This is a genomic window from Bartonella sp. OT172YNZD, from assembly GCF_042193725.1.
GTDB lineage: Bacteria > Pseudomonadota > Alphaproteobacteria > Rhizobiales > Rhizobiaceae > Bartonella > Bartonella grahamii_A.
This window is the reverse complement of record NZ_JBHILZ010000062.1, coordinates 1-1140: the sequence shown is the minus strand read 5'-3', so window position 1 is coordinate 1140 and position 1140 is coordinate 1. Positions and strand designations below refer to the sequence as shown.

1 protein-coding gene is annotated in these 1140 nt (G+C 42.4%); it reads right to left on the bottom strand.

Features of this window, described 5'->3' with window-relative positions; genetic code table 11:
• Positions 1–198: 198 nt before the first annotated feature.
• Positions 199–1140 (bottom strand): hypothetical protein (locus ACFIJS_RS08975; RefSeq protein ID WP_375651268.1); only part of this gene is annotated, 942 nt, incomplete at its 5' end.

The following is a 1140-nucleotide window of genomic DNA, read 5'->3' as shown; positions in this document are numbered from 1 at the left end:
TGTTGCCATATTGCTCTCCAAATCAATGAAGAGACTATAACAACAAGCGCACTCTCTCATAAGCCTGACACTGTCAGTCAAAAAAAGCCCTTTAAAAGGCTTTTAAAGAGCGATAAAAGGACTTAAAAACATATAAGCCTGCTTATACAACAGCTATCCATTTGACTTCTGTCGTATCTTGGTTACTTGTGCATCCATTTATTCTTTCCATAACCTTATAAGGACAGCACCATCAGCTCCAGCACCGCTTGGAGAAAAACCTCCATGAGCACCGGCACCACCGCTGCCAAAACCACGCCCTGCTTTTCCTGAAATATAGGAACCATCTCCCGTTCCTCCACCACCTCCCCTTGATGTATCACCTCCAGCATCACCGCCATTGCCGCTTGTTTCGCCAGTAATTCCACTCGTTCCAGTATAACCATTTCCGCCTTTGGCTAATCCTAGAGGTCCGTCTATTGCTAAACCAAAATTTCCACCAATTCCCCCAGTTCCGCCAGCGCCTGAATAGTAATAAGTATTTCCCCTTGATATACTATAATAACCACCCCCACCACCATTTCCTCCTGTAGCGGTAATAAAATTCTTTCCAACAATTGTTGTTCCTCCAGACTTACCTGTTACATTCCGCCCTGAAACAGAAGCTCCTCCCTTACCAATGATGATATCTTCATGACCATTTAAATTGGTTTTATAGCCATACCATACTGAACAACCGCCGCCACCACCACCACCGCCTAATCCTGGTGTACACGCTCCACCACCACTACCCCCACCACCCCATGCTTGGATTTCAACTTTTGTGTTATCCGTCACCCAAGCTGGCCATAGAATTTTCCCATCTTGCGTATAGAGCAATTCAGCATCGGCAATAATGAGTTGATTAATCAAATCTTTTTTGATTTTTTTAATTTCCTGCTTGAGAATATCTATTTCTGATTTCGTATAAACAAGATCACCATCGACTTTTAAAGGTCCTTTAAGAAAGCTTCCATTTGTGTTTAAACTTGTGATGACTTCATTATTATGGGTGAGGCTAAACGGAGAATTTCCTAATAGCTCTAAGCCTCCACTCATCGTGACTTTGTTGATAAATTTATTGTAATTTTTCCATTCATTTGGGCTTTTTAGGCGCCCATA